This is a genomic window from Metapseudomonas boanensis, assembly GCF_042232855.1.
GTDB classification, from domain to species: Bacteria; Pseudomonadota; Gammaproteobacteria; order Pseudomonadales; family Pseudomonadaceae; genus Metapseudomonas; species Metapseudomonas boanensis.
This window is the reverse complement of sequence record NZ_CP113889.1, coordinates 2,620,647-2,645,808: the sequence shown is the minus strand read 5'-3', so window position 1 is coordinate 2,645,808 and position 25,162 is coordinate 2,620,647. Positions and strand designations below refer to the sequence as shown.

Annotated in this window: 19 protein-coding genes and 2 pseudogenes; all 21 read right to left on the bottom strand. The window is 64.0% G+C overall.

What is annotated here, in order from left to right; all coding sequences use genetic code 11:
* Nucleotides 1-18 precede the first annotated feature (18 nt).
* Complete coding sequence (locus OXH74_RS12180; RefSeq protein ID WP_375741403.1) at nucleotides 19-756, bottom strand: aspartate/glutamate racemase family protein; 738 nt, start codon at nucleotides 754-756, stop codon at nucleotides 19-21.
* A 15-nt stretch (nucleotides 757-771) separates the two neighbouring features.
* The gene (locus OXH74_RS12175; RefSeq protein ID WP_375741402.1) at nucleotides 772-2,097 is read right to left on the bottom strand and encodes an acetylornithine deacetylase; all 1,326 of its coding nucleotides are present in this window, start codon (nucleotides 2,095-2,097) and stop codon (nucleotides 772-774) included.
* A 10-nt stretch (nucleotides 2,098-2,107) separates the two neighbouring features.
* Complete coding sequence (locus OXH74_RS12170; protein ID WP_375741401.1) at nucleotides 2,108-3,136, bottom strand: FAD-binding oxidoreductase; 1,029 nt, start codon at nucleotides 3,134-3,136, stop codon at nucleotides 2,108-2,110.
* A 294-nt stretch (nucleotides 3,137-3,430) separates the two neighbouring features.
* Nucleotides 3,431-4,834: an amidase gene (locus tag OXH74_RS12165; RefSeq protein WP_375741400.1), complete on the bottom strand. Its 1,404-nt coding sequence runs from the start codon at nucleotides 4,832-4,834 to the stop codon at nucleotides 3,431-3,433.
* Complete coding sequence (locus OXH74_RS12160; protein ID WP_375741399.1) at nucleotides 4,831-5,694, bottom strand: alpha/beta fold hydrolase; 864 nt, start codon at nucleotides 5,692-5,694, stop codon at nucleotides 4,831-4,833. The genes OXH74_RS12165 and OXH74_RS12160 overlap by 4 nt, the downstream gene beginning before the upstream one ends.
* Before the next feature lie 55 nt (nucleotides 5,695-5,749).
* Nucleotides 5,750-7,087, bottom strand: coding sequence for a Rieske 2Fe-2S domain-containing protein (locus tag OXH74_RS12155; RefSeq protein ID WP_375741398.1), 1,338 nt, complete (start codon nucleotides 7,085-7,087; stop codon nucleotides 5,750-5,752).
* Nucleotides 7,088-7,246: 159 nt separating this feature from the next.
* Nucleotides 7,247-8,251, bottom strand: a complete 1,005-nt coding sequence (locus tag OXH74_RS12150; RefSeq protein ID WP_375741397.1) for an AraC family transcriptional regulator — start codon at nucleotides 8,249-8,251, stop codon at nucleotides 7,247-7,249.
* A 469-nt stretch (nucleotides 8,252-8,720) separates the two neighbouring features.
* Nucleotides 8,721-9,266, bottom strand: coding sequence for a cupin domain-containing protein (locus OXH74_RS12145; RefSeq protein WP_375741396.1), 546 nt, complete (start codon nucleotides 9,264-9,266; stop codon nucleotides 8,721-8,723).
* 107 nt (nucleotides 9,267-9,373) lie between these two features.
* Nucleotides 9,374-10,480: an alcohol dehydrogenase catalytic domain-containing protein gene (locus tag OXH74_RS12140; protein ID WP_375741395.1), complete on the bottom strand. Its 1,107-nt coding sequence runs from the start codon at nucleotides 10,478-10,480 to the stop codon at nucleotides 9,374-9,376.
* A 139-nt stretch (nucleotides 10,481-10,619) separates the two neighbouring features.
* A complete protein-coding gene (locus OXH74_RS12135; protein ID WP_375741394.1) occupies nucleotides 10,620-11,888 on the bottom strand; it encodes a DUF1329 domain-containing protein in 1,269 nt (422 codons plus the stop codon).
* 20 nt (nucleotides 11,889-11,908) lie between these two features.
* Nucleotides 11,909-13,516, bottom strand: a complete 1,608-nt coding sequence (locus OXH74_RS12130) for a DUF1302 family protein (RefSeq protein WP_375741393.1) — start codon at nucleotides 13,514-13,516, stop codon at nucleotides 11,909-11,911.
* Nucleotides 13,517-13,573: 57 nt separating this feature from the next.
* The gene (locus OXH74_RS12125; RefSeq protein ID WP_375741392.1) at nucleotides 13,574-15,949 is read right to left on the bottom strand and encodes an RND family transporter; all 2,376 of its coding nucleotides are present in this window, start codon (nucleotides 15,947-15,949) and stop codon (nucleotides 13,574-13,576) included.
* Between the two features lie 35 nt (nucleotides 15,950-15,984).
* On the bottom strand, nucleotides 15,985-17,028 hold the full coding sequence (locus OXH74_RS12120; protein WP_375741391.1) for a YCF48-related protein: 1,044 nt from the start codon (nucleotides 17,026-17,028) through the stop codon (nucleotides 15,985-15,987).
* Between the two features lie 223 nt (nucleotides 17,029-17,251).
* Nucleotides 17,252-18,103, bottom strand: coding sequence for a methyl-accepting chemotaxis protein (locus OXH74_RS12115; protein ID WP_375741605.1), 852 nt, complete (start codon nucleotides 18,101-18,103; stop codon nucleotides 17,252-17,254).
* A gap of 12 nt (nucleotides 18,104-18,115) precedes the next feature.
* Nucleotides 18,116-18,418 (bottom strand): annotated as a pseudogene (locus OXH74_RS12110) (HAMP domain-containing protein); the annotation flags it as partial.
* A gap of 1,005 nt (nucleotides 18,419-19,423) precedes the next feature.
* Nucleotides 19,424-20,443, bottom strand: coding sequence for a 4-hydroxy-2-oxovalerate aldolase (gene dmpG, locus OXH74_RS12105; protein ID WP_375741390.1), 1,020 nt, complete (start codon nucleotides 20,441-20,443; stop codon nucleotides 19,424-19,426).
* A gap of 11 nt (nucleotides 20,444-20,454) precedes the next feature.
* Nucleotides 20,455-21,393, bottom strand: a complete 939-nt coding sequence (locus OXH74_RS12100) for an acetaldehyde dehydrogenase (acetylating) (protein WP_375737660.1) — start codon at nucleotides 21,391-21,393, stop codon at nucleotides 20,455-20,457.
* Nucleotides 21,394-21,424: 31 nt separating this feature from the next.
* Entirely contained in the window at nucleotides 21,425-22,219 is a 795-nt protein-coding gene (gene mhpD, locus OXH74_RS12095; protein ID WP_375741389.1) for a 2-keto-4-pentenoate hydratase, read from the bottom strand.
* A gap of 25 nt (nucleotides 22,220-22,244) precedes the next feature.
* Complete coding sequence (locus OXH74_RS12090; protein ID WP_375737662.1) at nucleotides 22,245-23,102, bottom strand: alpha/beta fold hydrolase; 858 nt, start codon at nucleotides 23,100-23,102, stop codon at nucleotides 22,245-22,247.
* A gap of 1 nt (nucleotide 23,103) precedes the next feature.
* Nucleotides 23,104-24,063, bottom strand: a complete 960-nt coding sequence (gene mhpB / locus OXH74_RS12085) for a 3-carboxyethylcatechol 2,3-dioxygenase (protein ID WP_375741388.1) — start codon at nucleotides 24,061-24,063, stop codon at nucleotides 23,104-23,106.
* A 359-nt stretch (nucleotides 24,064-24,422) separates the two neighbouring features.
* Nucleotides 24,423-24,626 (bottom strand): annotated as a pseudogene (locus OXH74_RS12080) (GTP 3',8-cyclase MoaA); the annotation flags it as partial.
* Nucleotides 24,627-25,162 lie beyond the last annotated feature (536 nt).

The window sequence follows — 25,162 nt, the reverse complement described above, 5'->3', positions numbered from 1 at the left end:
GACTCCTGACGAAAGCGCTCAACGAATGAACGCCGCGTCCTTGATCTGTTCCGGGATGGGGTAGGCACGCTTGCTGTGGCTCAGCCCCAGGTCGAGGAGTACCTCGCAGAGCTTGTAAGCGATCACTCCGGGATTGAGCACCGGTACCGGGAGATGCTCCGCGAGATAGGCGTGGGCCTGGTGCATGGTGGTCGAGCCGAGCACCAGCACGTCGGCTCCATCCTCCTCGATGGCGCGTTGCGCGGCTTCCAGCAGCTTGCCGAACACCAGTTCTTCCTTGCCTTGCAACAGTGCGGCGGTGTCCGGGCGTACGTCGATCGAGCGAATGGACGCCAGCCGCGACTCCAGGCCGTATTCCCGCAGAGTCTTGCGGTACAGGGGAAACCAGCGCGGCCACATGGTCAGGATGCTGAACGTGTGGCCCAGCGCGCAGGCCATGTGGAACGCGCTCTGTCCCGGCGCCAGGACGGGGATCGAGAGGCGCGAGCGCAGGGCGGCCAGGCCGGAGTCGCTGACGGTGTTGATGCACAATGCGTCGAAGCCCTCGTCCTCGGCCTTGATGCCGGCTTCGATCACCGCCTGTTCCATCAGCGCCATGTCGTAGTAGCTGTCAGCCAGGGTGGTCACCTGGCCGGCACCGACGAAGCACACCTCGATATCCGCTCGTAGCAGCGATGCCGGCAGTTGCGACTCCACCATGGGACGGGTCGCTTCGCTCATCGGCACCGGGAAGATCATCTTTATGCGCTTGCGCATGGCTCCTCCTCGGGCTCAAAGGCCCATCTCGTGGCGCGGCCGGGTCAGGGTGTCGATCAGCGCGTACATGATCTTCTTCGCGCAGGGGATCAGGTCGGGGATATAGGTCGCGCCCATCCCGCCCAGGCCTTCGGCCACGGGCAGCGGCGCCCCCTGTGCCGGCCACGGCCAGCCGATGCGTGCGGTGGGTATCCCCAGGCGGCGCAGGGCTGCACCGTCGGTCTGCCCGCCCAGCAGGTCAGGCGTGCCATGGGGACGCCGTTCGAGATGTTCCCAACCGCGTTTACACGACTGGATGATCCAGTTCTGCGGATCCGTGGTACCGCCAGACACCGAGCCGTACATCTCCCAGTCCAGGTCCAGCTCTGGGCGCTCGGCCTGCAGATTGCGGACGAAGCTGGCGAACTGCGCCCTGACGTCGGCCGGAGTGGTGCGCGGATTGATCCGCACATCGAAGAAAATCTCCGTCACCGCCGAGGGAAAAGCCGGTCGCTCCGGATCGCCACTGCGCACACCGGCGATCCAGCCATGGGGCTTGATCACACCGGACGTATTGCGCTCGGCGTAATCGATGATCCACTGCTCCAGTTCCTGGATCACCGTTGCCGCTGGTACCACCGAGCTGCGGAAGCCAGGCGTGCCACGGGGGACGCCGGCATAGCCGAGGGTTCCGTAAACGCGCAATTTGAACCAGCCCATGCCCGGCTCTTCGTGGTAAACCCAGTTCCAGGGTTTCATCACGATGGCAAAATCAGGGGCGCCGCCACGGTTGAGCAGGTGCGCTACGCCGTTGGACATCCCCGCATGACCACGGGCAGAAATATCCACAGGCATGCCGCCGTCCGCCATGCCCACCATCAGATCGCCGACCAGGGGCACCTCCGCCTCGATCAGCGCAGTGGCCACCTCGGTGAGCGTGGCGACCATGCCCTTGGGGTTGGAAGAACCCAGACCGAAAACCCAGTCATCGATCATGCGGGCAGCGGGCTGCATGTCGACCTCCCCCGCGTCCCCGGTGAGCACCTTCTCGGCGTCGTCACACTCCAGATGGGTATCGATGGGCGAATACAACAGGACGCTGGCACCGCCGCCACTGCCACGCATCTCGGCCAACACGTTGCCACTGCCGAACCCCATCGGCTGGTAACGCGCCGACATTCCAATGTTGTTCAGATGGCTGACCATGAACTCGCTGGCCGCCCGGGCGGCGCCGGTCGGGCTATGGATATCGGTGATGGCGAACAGCAGTTCCTGCAGGCGCTTCGGATCGATCTTCGCGCAGGCCTGTTCGTACCACTTCATCTGCTCGGCCGAAAAAGGTACGGGCGTGGTGGGTTGCATGGCGGGCTCCTTAATGGCTGGCAACGAACTGTTCGCTAAAAATATTCGAGGGGGTGACGCCCAGTTCGATCAACCGCGTGGTGGCGGCATCGATCATCGGCTGCGGACCGCACAGGTAGGCGACAGTATCGGGGCTGACCACGTCGCCTTCGCGCAGGGCACTGACCGGGCTGCCGTGATACAGATCGCCGCTCGGCTCGCGATCCACGCAGATGCGTGCCTCCAGCGTTGGCAGCCACTGCTGGCGCAACTCGATATCGTCGAGGCAGAACAACGCGTCCGGCGTGGCACAGCCAAAGGTCAGCAGCATCGGTGGCTTGCGACCGCCACCCTGACGGAGGGTGTCGATCATCGACATGATCGGTGCAAGGCCCGTCCCGCCCGCGACGAAGATGTGCGGCGCGCGCTTCTTCTCCTCACGCAGGAAAAACGCACCGTAAGGGCCGCCCAGCGTCAGGACCTCGTCGGGCTTGGCCTGTTCTTCCAGATAGCTGGACATGGCCCCACCCGGCAGCAGACGGATCAGAAACTCCAGCTTTGGCAGACTGCTCATGGTGCTGGAGGGCGAGTAGCTGCGCAGTACGCCGAAGCCTGGCACGTGGATCTGCATGAACTGGCCAGGACGGAACTCCAGGTACTGCCCGTCCGCCAGTTCCAGGGTCAGGCGAACCACATTGCTGGCGATGCGTTCGACCGAATCGATAAAGACGTGCACCTCACGGGCCGCGCTGGAACCGACCTCGCTGCCGTAGGGCAGATCGAACGTGCAGTCGGACTGTGCCTGGCACAAGCACAGCAGGCGCTGGCCAGCGTTGTATTCGCTGGCCAGCAGCGTGGAACTGGCGCCGGGACGGGTATGCGCCACGCCCACCGCGAGCTGGGCGATACAACTCGAACAACTCCCTGAGCGGCACTGGTAGAGCAGAGGAATTTCCGCCTCGATGGCGGCATCCAGAATGCTCGTCTCGGCGCCAACGTTGAAGCTGCGGCTGACGCCATCGGAGAAGTTCACAGTGACTTGGTGCTGGAGGTCTTTCATGAGCGGTTTGCTCCATAGCGGGCATCGGTTGCCAGCTTCCGCGTGCTGGCTGGATTCATGGCTCGACCCAGTGGCCGGAAGGCCTCTGGATTTCACTGACATGGCCCGATCTTAGGAAGCCGCCTCAGGGCTCGCGCTCCCGTGGGTTACGGCGTTATCCCGGCAGCGCAACTTCCTGCGACCGAGGCGCGAGGCCGACGAAATCTTCCAGCGCCAGCAGAGGCGCAAACGGAGAGGAATTGAGGAGACAGCGAAAAAAACCCGTGCCAACGCGGCACGGGTACAAAGGAGCCTTCATAAGCTGGCAGGACGCGCCTTGTGCCAATCGGTCACTTTCTGCAGCGCCATGCCGGCACGGCACAGCAGGCCCTCCTCGCCTTTGCCGGCGATGAACTGCACGCCGATCGGCAGGCCGCTGTCGGTAAAACCGCATGGCAGGCTCAGGCAGGGATGCCCGCTGACGTTGAACGGCGCGGTGAACTGGATCAGTCGTCGGTTCGCTTCCGGGTCCTGCGCCAGGTTCGCCAGTTGTTCGTGCGTCGGCGCCGCAATGGGCTGAACCGGAGCGATCAGCAGGTCGACCTGGTTCAGCAGCGCTTCCAGCTCCCCGTTGAAGCGCTGCGCATCGAGCAGTACACGCTGGTAGTCCATACCACTGAGCGCCCTCCCGCCATCGATCAACCGGCTCAGCGCCGGACCGTACTCCGCCGCAAATTGTGGGTAGGTCGATGAATGCGCGACAGCGGTCTGCACGCCGCAATGGTTTTCCCAGTTGGCGCTCACCGCACGGGGGTCGGGTACACACACGCGCTGCAGCGTTGCGCCACCCGCCGCCATCACGCCCAGCACCTGTTGCAGCGCGCTCTGGATCACCGGGTCAACGCCATCACTGAGCCAGGCCTCGTCGACGCCAACGCGCAAGCCATGGAACGACTCATCGATGCCCGGAATTTCCAGGCAGACGCAGGGCAACGACGTGGGGTCGCGAGGATCGTGCCCGGCAATCGTCGACAACAGGAACAGGGCATCCTTCGCGCTGCGGGTCATCGGGCCGATATGGTCGAGGCTGGCCGCCAGCTCGAAACAGCCATACCGGCTGACCCGGCCCCAGGTCGGCTTGAGGCCGGTCAGGCCGTTGGCCGCACTGGGGAAGCGGATCGAACCACCGGTATCGCTGCCGATCGAGCCATAGCAGAGCCCTGCGGCGGTCGCCACGCCGCAACCGCTGGAAGAGGCACCGGCCCAATGGCCCGCGTGCCAGGGGTTGTTCGGCGGCGTGTAGTCCGGATGATGGATGGCGAACGCCCCTTCGGTCATCTGCAACTTGCCCAGCAACACCGCGCCGGCCTCGCGCAGACGCGCCACCACCGTGGCGTCCTCCTGCGGAATGAATTCGCGATGGATCGGCATCCCCGCGGACGAGGGAATGCCCGCCGTGTGCAACAGGTCCTTCACCGCGATCGGAATGCCGTGCAGCGGACCACGGCAGATGCCCTTGGCCAACTCCCGCTCGGCCAAGCGAGCCTGTTCCAGAGCCAGTTCAGGGGTAACGCAGGCGTAGCTGTGCAGATCACAGTCGAGCCTGTCGATCCGCGCCAACTGCGCTTCGGTCACTTCAACGGGAGACAACTTGCCCGTGCGGATGAGCAAGGACAGCTCGTGCATCTCCAGATAATGCAGGTCAGTTTGGCTGCTCATTGATAGTCCCCGATAAAGGTCAGTGCGACCGCGTTGAATTCATCCGGGCATTCGCTCTGCAGGTGGTGCGCGGCATTGCCCATGACGTGCAGGCGCGCGTCCGCGAACTGGTTGAGCATCAGCATCGGCACGTCGATACCGCCGAACCAATCGTGCAGCCCCCAGAAGATCAAGGTCGGTGCCGTTACCTGAGCGAATACCGGCATCAGGTTCTCCCACTCACCGAATGCTCCTGGCGTGCGCAGCAGTTCGATGTGATCCGGATGGCAACTGGCCTCGTAGCGCAGGCGCAGGCTCTCCTCGTCGAGGCGGTTGTCATCGTGGAGCTCGAAACACCGGATCAAGGTCCGCATCTTTTCCAGGCTCGGCCCGCCATCGGCCAGGTAGTAGTCAGTCATGAGGCTGGCGGCGTGCTTGCTGAACATGGGCAGCGGGCTCATCACGCCCCGCTCCACCGGTTGCGAACCAATCAGCACCAGGCTGGCGACCCGCTCGGGATGGTCAGCGGCGAAGCGGATCGCCACGCAGCCACCGAAGGATTGATTGACCAGGTGGGCCTGACGAATGCCCAGGGCGTCCATGAACCCCAGCAGCTTGCGCGCGTGCCAACCAAATACCGGCCCCTCCACCGGAACCCGGTCGGAATGACCGAACTGAGGAAAATCGAGAAAGTAACAGCGGTGCCGGGCGGCAAAAGCCGCTGCGCTTTGCCGGAAGTTGCTCCAGCCGGTGCTGCCGGGGCCGCCGCCATGGGTGAAGATCACCGGCAGGTGATCGGCCGGTCCGTCGACCTCACAGTAGTGCAGGCGCACGCCGTCGACCGTGACGAAACGGCTGGTGGAATCGAATTGGCTTGTCATCGGGAAGGTCCTTGCCGAAGGCTGTCCGGCGCCAGGCGCCGGACAGGTACCGGGATCAATGGTCTTCGATTTGGCGAACCTTGTAGCCAGGGCGGTTGCCGTCGGCGGTTTCCTTGAAGATCAGGCTGGTGTCCTTCACCGCACCCGCGACCCCGCGACCAGGCTTGGCGATGCCGCGATTCCAGCGCGACGCCAGCTTGCGCCAGGTGATCGGTGAAATATCGGTGGCCACCAGCTGCTCGTCGTCCCAGCCCGTACCGTCGGTGTAAAAGTTCTGCATGGCTTCGCGGGCATAGATGTCACAATCGTTGAAACCGTGCAGGCAGAGCGGTTTGTACACGTGGTCGTAACGGTACTGATGCTTCTTGCGGTCTTCCGGGGTGTCGCAGACGCGCACAATGATTTCCCAGTATTCGTGCGTGTCATCGGTGATCGGCACATACCACTCGTACTGGGTCATGTGATCGCCGGGCCAGTTTTCTACCATCAGTACGCCGGGCAGCACCACCGAAGTGCGGTAGTGGCGCCCGTTGACACCTTCAACCTTCAGCCCGAGCTCCTCGTTCTCCAGCACTGGCGACCACTTGTCAGTGAACAACCACTGCATCATGCCCTTGGGACCATTTTCATCCTCGACCACTTCGATGCAGTCGTCGCTGTTGGGCAGCAGGCCCAGCGGCAGCACCCAGTCCATGGCGTGGACGATGGTATTGTCCTTGTGCACCAGGATGTGGGCATTGTCGAAACCGTTCTCGCAGGCGATCCGCCAGTTGCCGTAGCCGGTGCGGTGCATGCCCAGCACAACGGCGTTGTCGTCGAGCACACTCGGCGAAGCCGGCCACAGCGGATGCGGGAACTGTTCGCTGCGCTCCGGGAAACGGAACGGCAGGTCGTGGGCCAGCGGCGGCACATCCTCATCCGCGAAGTCATCCTCGCGGACAAAGACAAAGATCATCCCGTTGATTTCGTGCACCGGGTAGGTGGTGATCCCAGTAGTGCCGATCAGCTTGTCATCCGGGTTGGCGACGATGGTCACCAGCTTGCCGCTCTCCAAGTCGAAGGTGAAGCCGTGGTACCAGCAGGAGATGGTGCTCTTGTTGAAGCACGTGGGCTTTTCCGACAGCCGAACGCCGCGGTGCAGGCACTGGTCCTTGAGCGCATAGACCTGGCCGTTGACCCGGCGCAGGACGATCGGCACGCCACAGATCTGAATCCCCTCCACCTGGTCCTCGGCCAGCTCGTTGCTGAAAAGCGCCGGGTACCAGTGGTTGATGAAGCCCCAGGCAGCGTCCTTGTAGGGCTGGTACTGGCTCTGGGTCTTGGCGTTGTTGGCACGTGCATCGCTGATGCCGGTCTTGACCACACGGCGACGGATGATGGGTTGTTCGGACATGGGGGAATCTCCCGATAGGCTGACGGACAGGCACCGCTTGATGCGGCGCGCTTGCAAGCCATCCTAGAAAGCAACGCTCGGGCTGACGCTCCCTTGACTGAGGGACTTATCCCTCCAGCGCAGAAAATGCGCGGTGACCGACATCCCTGTCCACGACCCTCAGCGTGCCAGGGTTTCCGAAGGACTCTCGCCGAAGCGGCGCTTGTAATCAGTGGTGAAATGACCAAGGTGGCTGAAGCCCCAACAGAAGGCCACCGCAGTCACCGTGGTGCTGCCGGCGGATTGCCGCCGCAGCTCTTCATGGACATTGCGCAGGCGTACTTCCTTGAGGTACAGCATGGGTGACGTGTTGCGGTAGCGGCGGAAGCCCGTGAAAAGGGATCGACTGCTGACGCCGGCATGCTCGGCCATGTCGACGATCGTGATGGGTTCGTGGGCATGTTCCTCGATGTAGCGTTCCACCCGCTTGACGAAGGACGGGGCGATGGATGGCCCATCATCGCAAGCCATCTCCGCACTGTAGGTATGCGGCTGGCAGGCTAGCAGCATGGTCACCAGGGTGTTTTCCAGCTGACTGGCCAGAAGTGGCGGCAGGTCCCCTTCGTCAGCGGACAGGCTGTCATACACCCATCCGACCATGCGCATCCAGCGCCGCCCCTCGGGCGTAGCCAACGGCATGGATGGCTGGAATTCAATGCCCTTGCGCAGGGTGCGTCCCAGGTGCTGCTGACAGTGGCGTTCGAGCAGGGCACGGTCGACTCGGATGATCAGCTTTTCCGTGCTGTCGCTGTGATAGATAGAGGTGGGTGTGAGGGCGTTGAGGATCGACCCCGTGCCCGGGTTCGACAGCACGCGCTGGCCGCCGGACTCGATCAGCTCCTGGCCGCGGATCGGCATCTGGATCAGGGCGAAGGTATCCAGCACCACGGGTTCTATCGAGATGTCGCCGCCATAGCTCATCCGGCCGATGCCGACACCGCCGAGCTTCCGATAATAGATGCGCGTGTTGATCGAGCCCTTGGCACTCAGGCTACGCAAGCGGTTTTCGCAGAAGATGCGCTCGCCCCACAGTCGAGCCTCATCGAGATCCCGTGTGCGGCACAGTTCGAAGCGCGACAGGACGGCGTCCGGTGGTACAGCGGTGGAAAAGGAAAGGCATTCCATACAGCAACCTCCTCCGCCCAGGCTTTGGGCGAGCAGACTCACGGATCAGCAGATCGCATTTGCAGCCCGGACGCGGAACGCTCCGAGCAATATTGTTGTTCTATTTGCACCATCCGAGGCTGCCACCAGCATCAGCTTGGTAGCCGAAGCCTTGGGCACCATCTCCCAGCAACACCGCCTCAGGGCGGTGCAACTGGGTCGCCGAAGCAGCATTCCGACCCGTTCAGAGGTCAGTAACCGCAGGTTCCACACATTCGTCACCCGGACACTCCGGACAACCGGGAATCAGCAGCAAGAAGCGTGCCCCGGACGCACATCATGAAAACCTGCAGAAAGCAGACCGACCAATGGAGAAAGGGCTTGATCGACGGTTTTCTCGTTCACTGTGCAACCGCTCTAGAACGCTAATTCCGGACATGGCCGAAGGCGCCCGTAACGTTCGTCAGCAGGCGCCATCGGTGCTTGACGCCTAGGCCTGCGAGCGGTAGGCACCGACCAGCACGAACAGCATCCGTGCCGGTTTGTTACTTGTGTTACGCCAGGCGTGGCGGGTTCCCAGTTGCACCACGACATCCCCCTGCCGCAACCGGGTGCTGCGCCCCTCATCCAGTTCGAGGGAGATTTCGCCTTCCAGCAGCACGCCATAGTCGATCGTATCGGTACGGTGGAAGCCGGGGTTCTCAGCCTCGAAGCGCTCGCCTAGTCCCGGCAGTCGGGCACAGAGTTCAGCTGCGGCGGCAAGCGGGTCGAAGTCCAGCGGCAGGGGCTGGCTCTCGGGCGGAAACGTGACAAGCATCGCGCTCGTGCCGCCAACGCCTGGAATTACCGATTCAGGCAGCGAGGCAGCGCCGCTGGCACGCGTGGCAATGTCAGGGTTCGGGTCGGTCCGCCAGATCAGCGCGGCGGAAAATCCCGGCGAGTGGACGAACTCGTCAGCGCCAGGAAGCGGGCCTTCGCTGACGATTTCCGAGAGTCCGCGACTGTCGTGGCCGGTAATGATTCGGTTTGCATTCATGGTCGGTTCTCCGCAGGAAGATTGCCGTGCGGACAACACCCGCACGGAGAAAGTCGTCATCGCCACGCTCCTCAAGCGGACGTGGCGATCCCAACCTGCCGTTCAGGTCACTGGTGACGGATATGGAAGTTGTTGAAGCCATTCGCCTGGGTCTGGATGTCCTCCAGCGCCTGGTTGAGTTGCTCCAGCGGGTAGGCGCGTTCCTCCAGCAGAGACAGATCCAGCGTGCCGGACTCGACCATGCTCGCCATCTCGTCACCTTCGGCGGTGGTGAACCACAAGGAGCCGATGTACTGCAGCTGCGCGCACATGAAGGGGTGCGGGTCGATCGGGATCGGCCCGGCGACGCCACCGATCTGGACGATGCGGCCACCGCGACCGACCGCGCCCATGGCGTCCACCGACAGCGCTGCGGGGGCTTTCGCCCCCAGGGTATCGAGCATGGCATCGACGCCACCGGGCACCTTTTCGAGCACCTGTTCCTGGATCGAACGGTCGCCGATCCGCACGGTCTCGACACGCTGCGGCGCCAGCGCCCTGAGCCGATCCAGCGCCGCGCCGTCGCGAGCAGCGACGATCACCCGAGCCGCGCCGAAGGCGAGCGCGAGCAGCGTTGCGCCAACGCCGAGGGTGCCGCTCGCACCAAGGATGAGGATGCTCTGCCCCGGACACAATGCCGCCTTGCGGATTGCCGAGTAGGCCGTACCGAGGTAGCCGAAGCGAGTTGCCTGGGAAAAGCTCAGGCGCTGCGGCAGCCGAACCAGGTTGGTCGCCGGCGCAGTCATGTACTGGCCATAACCAGCATAGGGATATTTTTCGAAGACCACCTTCGAACCCGGGCCAAAACCGAAATAGCCCATGAAGGTATAGGCCTCGCAGCGGGGCGTCTCGCCCTGCTTGCAGTGACGGCACTCCCCACAGCCGACGCCGGGATTCACATAGACGCGATCACCGGGTTTGAACGAGGTGACGGCCGACCCGACCGCGGCGATCGTGCCGGCCGAGTCGAGACCGAAGATCGCTGGCAGCGATGGCAGCGGCAGGAAGGGATACCACTCGGGGAAGTGCGTGGTGACGTTCTTCAGGTTCGGGATCACTCCGCTGGCCTCGACCTTGACCAACACGTCATGCGCGCCGGGCTCCGGTCGGGGAACTTCATCCAGGATGAATGTGGCGCCAATTTCATGCAGGCGCGCTGCTTTCATGGTCAACATGTTGCTGTCCTCCGGCTGTCGGCAACCGCTTCGCGCCGCCGGCGCCGTTTAATGGTTGTCGTAGGGATACGTCAACCCGGGCGAACGACCAGGGCTGCGGCGAGCCGCGACCCCGGACGTGCCAGGCCGGGTGCGTGACTCAGCGCCCCGCCGACTGCAGGGTCTGCAGGGAGAAGTTGCTGGCCTTGGCATCGAAGTTGGTCTTCCAGCTCGCGGTATCGATCAGCGACAGCGTGGCGTGGTTGCGCTGGAAGTCGATGACCGCGCTGGCGGTGGTACGGACATCGCCATCGGCGGTATTGGCGTAGGAGTGAAACTCCATGAACTTCCAGAACTCACCTTTGCGGTTGTAGGCCTCCGCGTAGTAGAAGCGAGGGTACTTCACGTCCATGTACAGCACCTTCTTGCTGTAGGGGTGAACGGACGGGGTAATCGCTTCGATCACATAGACTTCCCGTGGCTCGAAGTCGTTGTTGTTCATGTTCCAGTAGGGCGCCTGGTCATCGAGCACCGGGTACTTCTCCGCGAAGCTCTTGCCATCCGGATTCCACAGGCCCGTCTTGCTATGGGCGGCTGCGAGTACCCAACGCTTGCCGGCCAACTTGTACTCCGGATACCAGCAGGGACGCGCGTTGAATGCATCCAGGTCGTCCTGCAACTGGTCGGAGGAACCCACCGGGTCCATCCAGGCGCCACCGGAAAGCCGGCGGATGCGGCGCACGGCAGGAATGTAGGCCCATACGTCGTTGACCTTTTCCGAGTCATACATCTGGGTGTAGGTGCCGAGCCCCTTCATGTCGGAAGGTGCCTTGAAGTAGAGCAGCTGGCGGCCCCGCTCGCTGCCATCGCCTTCGACGGTCTGGTCACCGGTCAGCCTGCCCTTCATGGAGTAGCGGCTGAATTCCGCTACCGGCTCGGCATGTACGCCCTTCTTGCCATCGATCAGCAACTGGGTGAACTGCGGCACCTGGGAGACGTCGCCCACCAATTGGCCCAGATGCCAGTTCCACATGAGTTTTTCTGCGGCCTGCGGGTCCTTCATGTCGATGTTCGGGAAGGGCTCGCCGGCGCCCCAGTTATCGACCCGGCAGGCCTCCTTGTTGATCGTGGCCTTGCCCGCGTTGGCCTGCGAGGCCTTGACCCAGCGCGCGTCGAGCGGAACCTCCTGGGACTTTGCCAACGGCAGCTTCCAGCCGTTGTTGCGGATCCGCCACTCCATCTTCTCGGTCAGCAGGCTGGCAATGCTGTGCCCCTCGAACGTGTCGTTCTTGATCTGGTCAATATTGGCGGCGGAAATCACGGTACCAGCCGGCAGTTCTGCCGCGAGAGCCAGGGACGAGAGGCTGCCGGCAGCAGCGACGAGGCCAACGGCCAGGGTGTGTCGCAGGGCGAAACGGGATGCGCTCATGGTGAGGTCTCCGAAGGGGGTCAGAACAGGTAAGTGAGGCTGGTGTAAACCTGATCACGGTCATGGAAATAACCGAACAGGGTGGTGCTGTCGCAGTTGTTCATCTGTCCGGGAACGCACTTCGAAGCGTCACGGTGGGCGTCATCCCAGAAGGCGTCGTACTCGACCTTCCAGCGCCACTTGCTGGACAGCTCGAAAGTCACCGACGGCACGGCGAAGCCGCCGCCGTTGCTCAGGTCGGCGCCCACCACCAGCTGCGGACGAACCCGCCCGCTGTCGTAGCTGAGGTCGAAGATGGTGGTCGCCAGAACCGAGTGCTCCTTGACCTTGCCACCCCAGCCGACGCTGTAGAGCAGGTTGTCGTCGTCATCGAAGTTCTGTACCCATTTGTCGAACAGCTGCACGGAGAAAAACATCGGTTTCTCGGTGCCGAGCCAGGTCTGGGTGGCCGCGATGTTCTTGTCCATGCGCAGCATCAGGGCGACCACATCCTTGCGCGTGAAGCCGTCGAAGCCGGGCGCGATGAACTGGCTGAGGAGGGTCGGGTTGGGCAGTTCGATCTGGTAGGGCGCGTCCTTGATGTAGGCCATCTCGGTGCTGAACACCGCATCGGCCGCTTCGGAGTAGCCGCTGGCCGTGAAGCCGAAGATATCGACGATCGGGTAAATGACCTCGCCAGCCAATCCACGGGTCTGGTCGGTACCCTGGGTTTCGGCCCCGGACGGCACGTTCGGCAGACCGAGCAGCGCGAGGTTGTCCGAGGCGTTGAGGATCGGTGAGTTGTAGAAGGTCTTCAGGTACGACAGCGAGTAATTGAGGTCGCCGTACATGCCGCTCCAGCGCAGGCCGCCAGTGACATCGTGGTAGTCGCCCTCGTCGTTCTCGAAGTTGTAGGGATCGATGTTGCGGAAGTCGACGCCGGCATACGGCTTGCCCGACCAGCGCCCCCCATAGATGTCGAGTTCGGTGCCGATGTCATCCTTGCTGTCCAGTCCAGGCCGGATGAAGGCTTCAAGGCCGCCCGCCAGTTCCGGCACGTCCACGTTCATCTTGATGATGTTGTTGGTCTTGCGCAGCTCTTCGTTGGCGGGTTCCAGGAAGTTGCGCCAGGTGTAGTCGAAGCCGTGGACCAGGTCGTTGGCGGCGAAGAAGTCCGTCTCGCCCCAGGCCAGCTGCTGCTTGCCGATGCGGAACGAGGTGCGCTCGCCAGCCGGGAAGTCGATGTAGAGCTCGCGAATCTCGCCCTCGTTATAGAGGTCCATGATGTCGCCGCGGCCATCCGCCTCGTGGTAGTTGTTGGCCCCCATTTCCTCCAGGTGCTCGAGGAAGTCGGTCTCGATCTCGCGGACTGCACGCAACTTGGCCACGACCGAAATGCTGTCAGTGGCTTGCCAGTCCAGATTGAGGCGTGCGGTGCTGCGTGCCATCGACAACTTGCCCTTGTCGTCGTAGCCGGGCGTGTCGTCCCAGTCTTTCGCGTTCCAGGACAGCTCTTCGCGCAGGTAGCCGTCGTATTTGAAACTGTCGCCAGCCAGCAAGGGCGTCGCGAGTGTTCCCAGGGCAATTGCCAGGGCGAGCTTGTCGAGCGGCACGCGCGCACGCGCGGCCGGGATGCGCTTCTTGTTCATGTTGTCTCCCGAGTGTGATGGCAGCGAGGAAGCTATGGTTCTTGTTGTTATCTCGTCTCAAACTTGTTGAAACGATGGAGAGGCCGCACTGGCGAGGGTTGCCTCGCCCCGCTCTCCGAAGATGAAGCGGGGGCGGAACACGTAGAGCAGCGACGGCATGACAAAAAGGGCGGAGAACGCCGATACGCTCAGCCAGATGGCCATCAGCAGGCCCATCTCGGCCTGGAAGCGCAGCGACGACACCCACCACAGCAGGGTGCTGACGATCAGCACGCTGGCGGTGACGATCACGCCCATGCCGGAGGAGTGCAGCGCCAGGCGAATCGACTCTTCTGCCGTGCGGCCGGCGGCGATTTCCTCCTTCACGCGGTCGGCGATGTAGAAGGCGTAGTCGACTCCCAGGCCGATGCCGAGCGCCGCCACCGGCACAGTGTTGATGTTCATGCCGATGCCCATCCAGGTCATGAAGGCGAAGGTCAGCATGTTGGAGATGATCACCGGCACCATGAACACCATGCCGGCGACGCTGGAGCGGTAGACCAGGGTGCAGAGCACCGCGAGCACCAGCAGGGCGAGGGCAATCGCCTCGATCTGGCTGGACAGGATGATCTCGTTGACCGCCGCCATGACCCCGATCAGCCCCCCTGCCAGATGCCACTGGCCATCGGCCAAGGGGTGCTCGGCAATGAACTGCTTGATCCGCGCCACCGCCGTACGGATGGTCTCGCCCTGCCGATCACGAAACATCAGGGTGACCGAGCCGTTGGCGTACTGATCGTCGGCGAAGCGCGAGATATCGCCCGGCTCGGAAACCGAATCGAGCATCGCCATGAGGCTGCCATTGATCGCCCCGCTGTCGCCCAGCTCCAGGTAACGCGGATTGCCTTCACGCAGGCTGCTGTTCACATGAGGCAGCACATCGGCGATGGACAGTGAACCGCCCACTTCCGGCTGTGCCTCGATGAAACGCTGGAAGCTGTTCATCGCATGCAACGCCTCGTTGCCCTTGATCAGGCCGGGATGCTGGTCATCACCGAGCACCACGAACATCCGGTCGACACCTTCGAAGCGAGCGTTGATCGCGGCGGAGTCACGGTTGTACGGCGACTCCGGCCAAAGAATCGGCGAGCCCGGATTGGCATCACCGATCTTCAGGTTCAGCGAGTAGAGACTGGCACCAATCACCACCAGCAAACTGGTGCCCAATACCGCATAACGGGCCCGCGACAGGCTGACTCGAACCGCAAGGTCGAGCACCTTGCGCAGCACCGGCAGGCAATCGATGGGGTGGGCCATACCATGCGGCTTGCGGATGAACGACAGCATCACCGGTGTGAGGATCACGGCGCTGACCGTCAGGGTCGACACCCAGACCACCGCCAGAACGGTGAGCTTCTGCAGCATCGGGATCGGACTCAAGGCCACCACCGCCATGCACGCGGCATCGGCGATCACGCCCAGCATGCCGGGACGGAACAGGTCGGCCAGGGCGATCCGCGCAGCGATCCGCGCGGTATCGGCACCGGGCGGCAACAACTCCAACTCGTCATCGAAACGATTGACGATCTGCACCGAGTGCGACACCGCTCGCGAGGTGATCAGCATCGCGACCACAATCACCAGCGGCTCGAAACTGATGTTCAGCAGTTGGCAGATCCCCAGTGCCCATAGCGCACTGACCAGGCCTGCCAGCAGTGGCAGGGTCAGGCCACGCCAGGTCCGCAGCAGGACGAATAGCATGACAAGGGTGACCAGCAATGCCGCGAACACCAGCTGGATCGTCTCGGGCAGGTAGTGGCCCACCCAGCCGTAGAGGATTGGATCGCCCACGACACGGATTTTCACGCTGCCGTCGTCGACGCCGTCGATCAGCGTGCGGATTTCGTGGAACACCTTGGTGTAGTCGACCTGCTGGTCGATGAAATCCACGGTGATCAGCGTCGCCTGCAGATCCTTGGAAACGTAAGGTCCATAGACCAGCGGGTTGCGCAGTACGGCCTGCTTGAGCTCGGCCATCGCCTCGGCATTGGCCGGCAGGTCAGGCCACATCAACGGGCGGCTTTCGATGCCGGCCGTGGAGGCACGCACTTCCTTCAGTTTCTTGGAAGCCAGCGAAGTGATCTGGTACTGGTTGACCGCCGACACTTCGCGCAGGCCAAGGGTGACGGTGCGAACCTTGTCCAGCACAGCGGTCTGGAAGATATCGCCCTGGTCCACCTCGAACATGATGGTGACCATGTTCGAGCCGCCGAAGGTGTCCTTGAATTTTTCGTGGGTCTGCACGTACTCGTGACGCGACGGCAGCATGTCCTCGAAGACCGTGCGGACCTCGATATGCAGAGCGAACCAGCTCAGGACCAGGGTGAGGAACAGGAGTCCGCCGGCCACCCAGGCACGCTGACGAATGCAGAAATCGGCTATGCGTTCGATCATGGATTGTTCTCGACTAAAAGGGACCAGGAGGGGCTTCACGGCTGCAGCTCCGACCACTTGCGGCCGTCCCAGCGGCCAATGTCGGCGCCAGCCAGCCAGACGTTCGAGCCAACCGCCAGGGCGCGGGTATGCCAGGACAGGTTGCGCTCATCCAGGGTTCCGGTTTGCCAGCCCTCTTCGCCACCACCGATCCAGCGGCCCAGTGCTCCACTGGCGAACCAGCGGCCTTGCTGTGGAATCCAGAGGATGTCGAACAGGTGGTCGCTCACGCCCAGATCGACGCTCTGCCACTGCCGGCCGCCATCGCGGGTGACCAGCAGAGCGCCCTCCAGGCCAACCGCCACACCGTTCTGTGCATCACGGAACTGCACCGACATCAACGACCCGGGAATCGGCGCTTCAGGCTCTTCCCAATGCTCGCCGAGGTCATCGCTGAGCAGAATCCGACCGAATTCGCCCACCACCACCAGGCGGCCGCCATCGAGGATCGCGACGTCGTTCCAGGCCACATCCTCTTCATCGCGCAGGCGCTGCCAGCTCTGGCCGTAGTCGCGGCTGATCAGCAGCGCGCCCATTTCGCCGGTGGCGATGGCCAGGCCGCCAGAAGCGATGCGCACGCGGTTGAGCTTGTTGGCGACTTCCGAACGCGGCACTCCCTCCGCCGCACGCCAATGCCGCCCGGCATCCTGGCTATGGAGAATCACTCCATCGTTGCCCACTGCCACAGCATGGCTGTCGTCCCAGATGGCGATGTCCTGCAGCGTCCGCTCGGTCGGCGTGGGCTCGCGACGAACCTGGCCGTCCACGCCGATCGCCAGGATCTTGCCGTTGGAGCCGCTGGCCCAGACCTCGCCATTGGGCGCCAGCGCCAGGCCATAGAAATGATCACGCCGCTCCAGGGCTGGCGGCGAGACCGTGCCACCGACAGGCTGCGGCTTGATGAACAGCCCGGCCCATAACAGGCCGACGATGATCGACCAGGGCAGCACCGCCATCAGGGCCTTCAGGACACGCTGCCCGGGGCTATGGCGCGGTACCCGCAGGGATGAAGATTGATCGATGTTGATGAGCTTTGACATAGGTCGAGTCCACACGGTTGACGACATCTTTTTGTGGTGGTCTGGCTGATAACGCAGGCAACTCAACTCTAGGTATGCCCCGGGTGGTGAACTATCCCGACACTGCACGGCTTGTCCCGCAGGCGCACATATTGCCGCCCCGCCCTGTGCAGCCACGGGATAACCGAACGCTCCGGCAGGGAAGCGATCGCTCCAGCGTGGGTGGCTCGACTCCATCGTCCGGTCAGAGCCGGAAGCGGCTCACCAGGGCGTTCAGCCGCCCTGCCAGCGCCTGTAGGTCATGGCTTCGCTGACGCACCCGGCCAGCGCTCTGCGAAGCGTTTTCCGCTGAGTCGGCAATGCTCACCAGGCTGCGCGACAGCTGCTCGCTGGTGGCGGCCTGCTGGCCGGTCGCGGCGGCGATCTGCTGGCTCATGTCGCGTACCTGGCTAATCATCAGGGTGATCCGCTGCAACGCCTCGCTGGCCTCCTGCGCAGAGGCGACGCTGGCCTGCGAGCTGTGTCGGCTCCGCTCGACCATGCCAACCACGGTCTGCGTGCGCTCCTGGATCGTCCCGATGCTGATGCGCACCTCTTCGGTAGAGCTGTGGGTGCGCCGCGCCAAGGCGCGCACCTCATCGGCCACTACCGCGAAACCGCGCCCCTGCTCGCCCGCGCGCGCCGATTCAATCGCAGCATTGAGTGCCAGCAGGTTGGTTTGATCGGCAATGTCACGGATCACCGCCACCACACTGCCGATGGTCCGACTGGCATCGTCGAGCTGCTCGGTAAGGGCGGATATATCCCCCAGCAGGGCAGCGTTCTGGCTGATCGCAGTGGCCAGCGCCGCCACCGTGCCCTGCCCCCGGGCCACCGCCTGGTCGCCTTCACTTGTGGCATGCGCGGCGAGTCCGGCATTGCCGGCCACTTCTTCAACCGTTGCAGCCATCTGCTGCATAGCGGCGGCCAGTTGGCCGATCTCGTCGCGCTGGGCATCCACGCCGGTTCCCGCGACCTCGCTGTCTCGCTGGAGGGACTCGGACGTCGTGTGCAGGGTCTGGCTAGTCCTTTTGATTTCGCCCACCAGTTCGGCCATCGAGCTGATGAATCGATTGAACTCCTGGGCCAGCGTCGCCAGCTCGTCACGCCCCTGAACGGGCAGACGCGCGCACAAATCGGCCTCGCCGGCGGCCAACTGCCTGACCGCCTGCACCACGGTATTCAACGGCCGCGCCAGGGCTTGGCCAAGCAGCAGGATCAATCCTGCGGCCAGCAGCAGCGCGACACCGCCAAGCAACAGCAGCTTGAGGGCCAGGGCCTTGACCCCCCCCAGGACAGCTGAACTGGGCAGGGCGACGCCAAAGGACCAAGGCGTCGCGGTATCGCCGATTGCCACCGGTACCGCGAGCATGAAGATCTCTTCCTGCATGGCCGGCGATACGAACCGCAGCGTCAGGGACTTGCCCTGGGTCACCGCGTCGATCATCGATTGCAGGTGGTCGCCGAGGAAATCCGCCTCGGTCTCCGCATTCTTGCGTCCGATCCGCGCCGGGTCAGGATGCGCCACCAACGTGGAGTCATGGGCTGTCAATGCCGCCAGGCCGACACCCAACGGACGCAGCTGGGCCACCTTGGCCTGCAGCTGTTGCGCATCCAGCCCGATGCCCAGGCTGCCGACCACCCGCCCCTCCTGATGCACCGGTATGAGCATGAGAATGGCAGGCTGCACGGTGCCAAGACCGGGCAATGAACGGGGCGGCGTGACCCGCTCGCGCTCGACTGCATCACGGCCGACCACGTCGAGCAAGGCGGCGCGTTGTTCGGGGGACGCCATCTGGACACCGGCCTGGGCACGCAGCCAATACACCGGAGTGCGTTCGACGCCCTGCAGCGGCAACCACCAGGCGGCGGTTGCCTGCGGACTGGTGTGCAACACGGTTTCGAGCATCTGGTCGGCGATCCGCCTGTCCAGCAGTTCGCCATTGGCCAGCTCTCGACCGAGGAGCTCCGCCGTCGTCCTCGCCGAGTAGAGGGCACCATCGAAATAACCCCCGATCTCGGTAGCCTGTTGACGGACGATCGCCTCCACCGCCACTTCGGCGAGCGCCTCGGTCGATGACTTGCTCGATTGATAGACCAGCAACACCGTGGCCAGGTAGACCAGCATGGTCAGCGGCAGGATGGTCGACAGCAGTTTGTTCTTCAGGGAAAGATTGGCCAGCATGACGAACTCCTGGTCGCGGGCGGCCGGCGGCACATCCCTGGCCCCGCGGATTCGATGGTTATGTCTGCGTCGAGCATTGGAACTCGCCCCCCGGCGCACGTTTTCCGTGGGGGCGGTTTCAATCGCGATGCAGACCGCAGGTCTGCCTTGGGGAGCTGCCTTCGCGGCAGCTGCACTGCCCGTGGCGAATGATCAGGCCCGACGCGCAGCCAGCAGGTCCAGGGCCACGTCGACGATCATGTCTTCCTGGCCGCCGACCATGCGGCGCCGGCCCAGCTCGACGAGAATGTCGAGGGTCTTCAGCCCGTACTTGGCCGCGGCCACCTCGGCATGGCGCAGGAAGCTGGAGTACACCCCGGCATAGCCCAGCCCCAGGGTTTCCCGGTCGACGCGCACCGGGCGGTCCTGCAGCGGCCGCACCAGGTCGTCGGCGGCGTCCATCAGGCGGTAGAGGTCGGTGCCGTGGTTCCAGCCCAGACGCTCGGCGGCGGCGATGAACACCTCCAGCGGCGCATTGCCGGCGCCGGCGCCCATGCCGGCCAGGCTGGCGTCGATGCGGTCGCAGCCCTCCTCCACCGCGGCGATGGAGTTGGCCACGCCGAGGCTGAGGTTGTGGTGGGCGTGCATGCCGGTCTGGGTCTCCGGCTTGAGGATCGCCTTGAAGGCGCGCATGCGCTCGCGGATGTCCTGCATGCTCATGGCGCCACCGGAGTCGGCCATGTAGATGCACTGGGCGCCGTAGCTTTCCATCAGCTGGCCCTGCCGGGCGAGTTCTTCCGCCGGGATCATGTGGCTCATCATCAGGAAACCGACGGTGTCCATGCCGAGCGAACGGGCGTATTCGATGTGCTGCTTCGACACGTCCGCCTCGGTGCAGTGGGTGGCGACGCGCACGCAACGGGCACCGGCGTCATAGGCGGCCTTGAGGTCGTGCACGGTGCCGATGCCCGGCAGCAGCAGCACGGTCAGGGTGGCATGCTCGATGACGTCGGCCGCCGCTTCGATCCATTCCAGGTCAGTGTGGGCGCCGAAGCCGTAGTTGAAGGACGAGCCTTGCAGGCCGTCGCCATGGGTGACTTCGATGGAGTCGACCTTCGCCTGGTCCAGCGCGCGGGCGATGGCCTGCACCTGCTCGATCGAATACTGATGGCGGATCGCGTGGCTGCCGTCGCGCAGGGTCACGTCGGAGATGTAGAGCTTCTTGCCGTTCATGGTCGGTCTCCTCAGGCCTTGAGCATCGACTGCGCCATGCGCTCGGCGGTGGCCAGCGCGGCGGAGGTCATGATGTCGAGGTTGCCGGCATAGCTCGGCAGGTAATGGGCGGCGCCTTCCACTTCGAGGAACACCGAGGTCTTCAGCCCGGAGAAGCGGCCGTGGCCGGGGATGTGCAGCGGCGCGGACTCGGGGATCACATCGAACTGCACGCGCTGCTTGAGGCGGTAGCCCGGCACGTAGGCCTGCACCGCGGCGGCCATCTCTTCGACGCTGGCCTCCACTTTCGCCTGGTCGGCCGCTTCACTGAGGACGAACACGGTGTCGCGCATCATCAGCGGTGGCTCGGCCGGGTTCATGATGATGATCGCCTTGCCCTTGGCCGCGCCGCCGATCACTTCGATGGCCTTGCTGGTGGTCTCGGTGAACTCGTCGATATTGGCGCGGGTGCCGGGGCCGGCAGACTTGCTGGCGATCGAGGCGATGATCTCGGCGTAGTGCACCTTGGCCACGCGCGACACCGCGGCGACCATCGGGATGGTGGCCTGGCCGCCGCAGGTGACCATATTCACGTTGGTCGCAGCGAGGTGCTGCTCCAGATTGACCACCGGCACGCAGTAGGGGCCAATGGCCGCCGGGGTCAGGTCGATCAGGCGGATGCCCGGTTTGACGCTGCGCAGGAAGGCGTCGTTCCGCACATGGGCGCCCGCCGAGGTGGCGTCGAAGACGAAGTCGATCTCGGAAAAGATCGGCAGGCGGGTCAGGCCCTCCACGCCTTCATGGGTGGTGGCCACACCCAGGCGCGCGGCGCGGGCGAGGCCGTCGGAGGCCGGGTCGATGCCGACCATGGCGCCCATTTCCAGATGCTGCGCGTTGCGCAGCACCTTGATCATCAGGTCGGTGCCGATGTTGCCGGAGCCGACGATGGCGACTTTGCGTTTTTTGCTCATGGGTTCTGTCTCGTGTGCAGGAGGTCGCCGATCACTCGGCCGAGAAGTCGACGGCCACCTGACCGATGCCGTCGATCACCGCTTCGAAGCGATCACCAGCCGCCACGGCGGACATCGGGCCGAGGGCGCCGGTGAGGATCAGGTCGCCGGCGCGCAAGGGCTCGCCCAACTGGGCCAAGGTGCGCGCCAGCCAGACCGCCGCGTTCAGCGGGTGGCCGAGGCATTCGGCACCGCTGCCGCTGGAGACCAGCTCGCCATTGCGGGTCATGCGCATGGCCGCCTGGCGCAGGTCCAGGCCGTCCAGGCGGCGGGCCGGACCACCGAGGACGAAGCAGCCGCTGGAGGCGTTGTCGGCCACGGTGTCGACGAAGCGGATGTTCCAGCCCTGCACGCGGCTGCCGACGACTTCCAGCGCAGGCAGCACCCAGCCGGTGGCGGCGAGCAGGTCGGCGAAGCTGGTGTCAGCGCGCGGCAGGTCGCGCTCGAGGAGCAGGGCGATCTCCGCCTCGATCTTCGGCTGCAGCACGCGGCCGATCGGCACCACCTCGTTGTCGCCGTAGGCCATGTCGGCGAACAGGGTGCCGAAGTCCGGCTGGCCGACGCCCAGTTGCGCCTGCACCTTGGGATTGGTCAGGCCGATCTTGCGGCCCACCACGCGCCGGCCCTCGGCCACGCCATGGGCGGTGTTCAGGCGCTGGATGGCGTAGGCCGCCTCGGCATTGCCTTCGCCGATCTGGGCACGCAGTGGGGCAATGGCCTCGCCGCTCGCTTCGGCGCCGCGCAGGGCGGCGGCCAGTTGTTCCAGGGTTTGTTGGGTCACGCTCATGAGTCACCTCGGAGCCGGGGCTCGATCAATGGCTGAGGAAATCCAGCACCAGGCGGTTGAACTTGTCGGCGTGCTCCCACTGCGCCCAGTGGCCGCAGTTGTTGAACACATGGAGTTCGGAGTTGGGGATGCCGGCGATCAGGCGCAGGCCGGTGTCCATCGGCACGAAGCGGTCGTTGCGGCCCCAGATCACCAGGGTCTCGGCCTTGATTTCGGCCAGGCGCGGGCCGAAGTCGGGGAACTGCCTGGGGTTGGCGGTCAGGCTCTGGACGAAGTTAGCCAGGTGGTCGCGACGCGCTAGCATGTTGTCCAGGCGCGCCTGGAACAGCTCCTCGGTGAGGTCGCGGCTGTCGTAGACGAAGACGTCCATCATCCGCTTCAGGTTGTCGAGGCTCGGCTCGCGGTACAGGCCATTGAGCAGCTTGATGCCCTCGGTGGGCATGGGCGCAAAGGGGCTGGCGCCGCCGGTACCGCCGCCCATCAGCACCAGTTTGCCGACCCGCTCGGGCCAGCTCAGGGCGAAGGCCACCGCGCTGTGGCCGCCCATGGAGTTGCCCAGGAGGTGCACGCGGTCCAGGTCCAGCTGGTCCACCAGGCCCTTGAGGATGCGGGCATTGAGATCCGAGCGCGAGCCGTCGCAGACGATGGAATCGCTTTTGCTCCAGCCCGGGCAGTCCAGCAGGATCACCCGGTAACCGGCGGCCAGCAGGGGGTCGATATTGCGGTTGAAGTTGGCCCAGCCGCTGGCGCCGGGGCCGGAGCCGTGCAGCATGACCACGGTCTGCTCGCCCTGGCCGCAATCGTTGTAGTGGATATTGAGTTCCCGCTCGCCTTCGCGGATGCGGGCGAAGCGGCTGGTGGCGGCTTCGGTCAATGCGGTCATCTCAGGACTCCTTCGATAGGGATTGGGGCTCGGCGCTGAGCGAGCCGAAGCCGGCGATCCACTCGGGGATCGGCCGGTAATAACGGTCACTGGCCAGGTACGGGCCGAAGGCCGAAAGCGCGGCGAAGGCCGCCACCCAGGTCTTCACTTCGTGGGTGGATTTGCCCGCCAGGGCGGACAGCTCGGCATTGCCGAGGCCGTCCAGTTCGGCCATACGACCGCTGGCGAGCAGGTCGAGGAAGTGCTGGTCCCAGTCCGGGTTCAGCGGGTGCAACGAGTGTTGATCCTCGACGAAGCGCTGCGCCGCGAGGATCACCCGCTGCTGCCGCGCTTCACGTTCATCGGCCGGCAGGTGGCGGCCACTGCCCAACAGCCGGTCGGCCATGCGGGCGTCGACGTGGGCCAGTTCCGGCACCGGCGGCTGGTGCGACAGGCCGCCGGAGCCGAGGAACAGGACCCGTTGGTCCAGCGTCCGGGCGAAGCGCCCGATGGCCTCGCCGAGCAGGCGGGCGCGCTGGAAGCTCGGCAGCGGGGTGGCCACCGAGTTGATGAAGACCGGGATCACCGGGCACTCACCGAGACCGCCGAGCAGCTGTTCCAGCGGCTGGGCGAAACCATGGTCGACCTGCATGCGGTAGGACACGGCGGTGTCCACGCCGTCGGCCAAAACCGCCTCGGCACAGGCCTCGGCCAACGCCTTGGGCACCGGCAGCGGGCCGGCCAGGGTGCCGAAGTCGCCGATGGCGTGGGCGGCGGTACCGATGCAGAACGACGGCATCAGGTCATAGAAAAAGCCGTTGTAGTGGTCCGGGGCGAAGAGGATCACCAACTCGGGATCGAAGTGGGCGATGCGCGCACGGGCGCCCGCCACCACCGCGTCGATCTCGCGCAGGACCGCGGGTGCCGGGTCGACATGCCCGACCAGCGGGCTGTGCGACTGGCAATGCAGGTAGGCGCTCATTTCAGCCCTTCCCACTAGAGCGATCAAAGATCACCTGGACCGCAACCGAATCCACGCAACCCTGGCCGACTTGGTACGTCGTTTCTTTCATGAGGCAGCCAACTCCGTATCAGGCATCGCACATCAACCCAGCCGGAAAGAGTGCCTGGCCGGTCGGCAGCCAGATCTGGAGCCGCATCGGCCACCCTTCTTCCAGGGGTTGCCTTGGAAGGTGGAGCGCCAACTGCGCTTCACTGTGACGCCCGATAATAGGAAGCCAACCTGCCCGCAGCGCTCCAATGGGGTACGGCGTTATCCCTATAGCGCCAAAAATGTGCCCATCGATAGCGCAACCACCGCCAGCTGCACCTGGCCTCTGGCTAGCCGCCAGCAGCGTTCATGAATCGCAGAATCTGTACTTCGCCGGTCGAACTGAACTCATGGCACATTGGCTTCTGTTGCAGCCCGGCCTGAATGGCGCTGATTAATGGCTGGTCGGTTTCCGGATAGAGACGCAGCAGACTGCGCAAGTCGATGGAGTGTTCGCGCCCTAGGCACAGCAGCAAACGCCCTTCGACGGTCAGGCATATTCCAATACCGCCGGTAATGCACTAGTTAAGCTATTAACTACCCATGTGACTCACACTACGGCTAGCCAAGTAGGTCAAGTAGAGATGCCTTACGGATCCGTCTAGATGACAGGTCAAATACATGAAGAGCTCGCAAGTTCTCGGCGAAATCTGCTGACGTGAGAAACCCGACCGATCTGTCTGAGGCAGTCGAGAGTGTGCCCCTCAATAAAGTGCTTTCCCTCTTCCTTAGCCGGACGGGAGAACCGACGCTGCCAGGTTCAGCATGATGCTGAAATCAAGAAATAGCTCTTCGGACAGGGAGATCTGCTAGTCCGGTGTAGCCTCGAGCTGGACCTCGATAGCCTGAAGTACCTCCACCTTGGCTTGCCATCCAGGCGTTCGGCCTTGGCTTTCGGTGCTGTTTTTTTGGTTGCGCGGAGCGGGACCTGGCACTGAGTCCCTGGGGGCCTGAGCCGCTATGACTAGGTGGTATTCAACATACGGCACGCAGGTTGGTGCGCTGGAATCCAGCCAGTTAACAGACAGCA